Here is a 1,802-nt window from a genome sequence, read left to right as displayed (position 1 = left end):
ACCTGAAACCCTTTCTCCGCAAAAGACATAAAACATGAGCACGGAGGGATTTGAATCAAAGTCTCGCTCTTTAAGTACGAGTTTCCGTCGTTCTAGCCATTTTTTGCACCCACTCTGAAAGTCCTGTTTTTGATTTGAGCGAACGCTGAGCGACTTGCTGTAGGCTGAGTGCATCAGTCAAACTCAGCACTGTCAGAATAGGGAGCGAAAGATGAGCGAAAAGTCTAATCCTTTCACGGTAAGTACCACCGCAGACTACCTTGTTGGCTACGAGCGGATTCTAGACTACTTCCAACAAGCACAGAAAGAATGTCCCAAGGGCGTAGGGCTCAAAAGAGACAGGAAAGCTAGCGGTGGTTACATAACGCTGCAATTCAAGTTAGGTGACAAGCGTGTCAACAGAACCTGTGGGTGCTACCTGACGATGCAAGGTATCACTGATGCTCTGAGGAAAGCTCATCTAGTTGCTAGCGCTTTGCAATCTTTCTCTAGTGAGAGCCGATTTTTAGCCTGGTATGATGATGTTATTTTGGATAAAAACGTCATCAAAAATGATTTGATGACGTTTGGTGAGGCGATAGCAAAAGTAGAGAAAGAATACTGGGAAGGACGCACTAAACGTCGCCAACAACGTGACAAGAATAATGCTAGCCATCAAAGCTCCTGGGGATGCGTTTACGGACAATATTTTAAGCTGTTGCCCAGGGACGCAATTATAAACTCAGCCGATATTTTGTCTGTCATTCACCTCAAGAAACAAGGAACTAAATGCTTTAAGAACTGTTTGTGCGCCATGAAAAAATTAGCTGAGACTATTGGCGATACTGAGCTGCTATGCAGGCTTAAAGAAATTGACGGTACGCAAACCGAATTTCGGGAAGACCTCCAAACCTTGTCAGTCGATGATTTTCTAAAGCTTCGCATTCAGGTTCTCAGTGTCTCAGATGATAAGCGATACCATCTAGAGTCACGCAAACGGTGGCTGTGGGTGTTCTCAATGCAAATGGTGTACGGCTTTCGGGTTCATGAGGTGTTTGCTGTTCAGAACATTGACAAGCCTTTTAAAACAAAGGATGGCGTTATTATCCCAGCACTGATTGAGCCAAACAACATAAAGATGATTGCTGTAGTTGGTGACAAGACTTTACTAGACACGACAACCAAAACTGGCTACCGACTGTGTGTACCGATGCTTCCCCCTACTCATCCTGACTTGATAGAGTGCCTAGAAATTAAGTCTGGTAAATTGCCTGAGATTGGAACACTATCAAGTAATCCGAAAACTATTGCTGGACTGTATAGTGACCGCGCACAAAATATCTTGAGAAGGTGGAATAAAGGTTTTACTCAAACCCATGCTTTACGCCATCTAGCTAATCTCAGCGGTCAAATGGCTGGGATGTCTCAAGAAACAAGAGCTAAAAGTCTGGGGCATTCACCACAGATGAATGAAACTGTTTACAAGCGTCGTGCTAACACTGAGACGACAATTAATTTATTAACTCATTCAACTAAGGAAGCTATTCCTTTAGGGAGTGCAATTGGGGTTCTTAAACAGTTAGGTAGTGATGTAAAAAATGTCAAACTGCTAGCCGCTATTTACGGCATTACGCCCCACGAAGTTATGGAGTTGCTAGCCGAATAATTTGAAACAAAACTTTACAAACCCTGTGTTGACAAGGAGTTGTAAGTCTGCAATCGTGAGTAACTAAGGAAGATTGATGCGCGACTGATAAGCACTTGCAATGCTAATCAAGTCACGACTTCCCCAAACCGTTACGAAACAACGTTTGGAGCCGAAT

At 43.5% G+C, this 1,802-nt stretch carries 1 protein-coding gene; it reads left to right on the top strand.

The window, feature by feature from the left end:
- Positions 1-211: 211 nt before the first annotated feature.
- Positions 212-1,645 carry a hypothetical protein gene (locus tag QT974_RS33965; protein ID WP_333472753.1) on the top strand — a complete coding sequence of 478 codons (1,434 nt, stop codon included), beginning with the start codon at positions 212-214 and terminating at the stop codon, positions 1,643-1,645.
- Positions 1,646-1,802: the final 157 nt, after the last annotated feature.

Source organism: Microcoleus sp. BM001215392 (assembly GCF_036700185.1).
Classification (GTDB): domain Bacteria; phylum Cyanobacteriota; class Cyanobacteriia; order Cyanobacteriales; family Microcoleaceae; genus Microcoleus.
The sequence above is the reverse complement of the archived record's forward strand: the minus strand, read 5'-3'. Positions and strand labels throughout refer to the sequence as shown.

Bases quoted from the DNA above. Each gene is read 5' to 3' on its own strand.
- QT974_RS33965 (WP_333472753.1), top strand. From the start codon at position 212: ATGAGCGAAAAGTCTAATCCTTTCACGGTAAGTACCACCGCAGACTAC.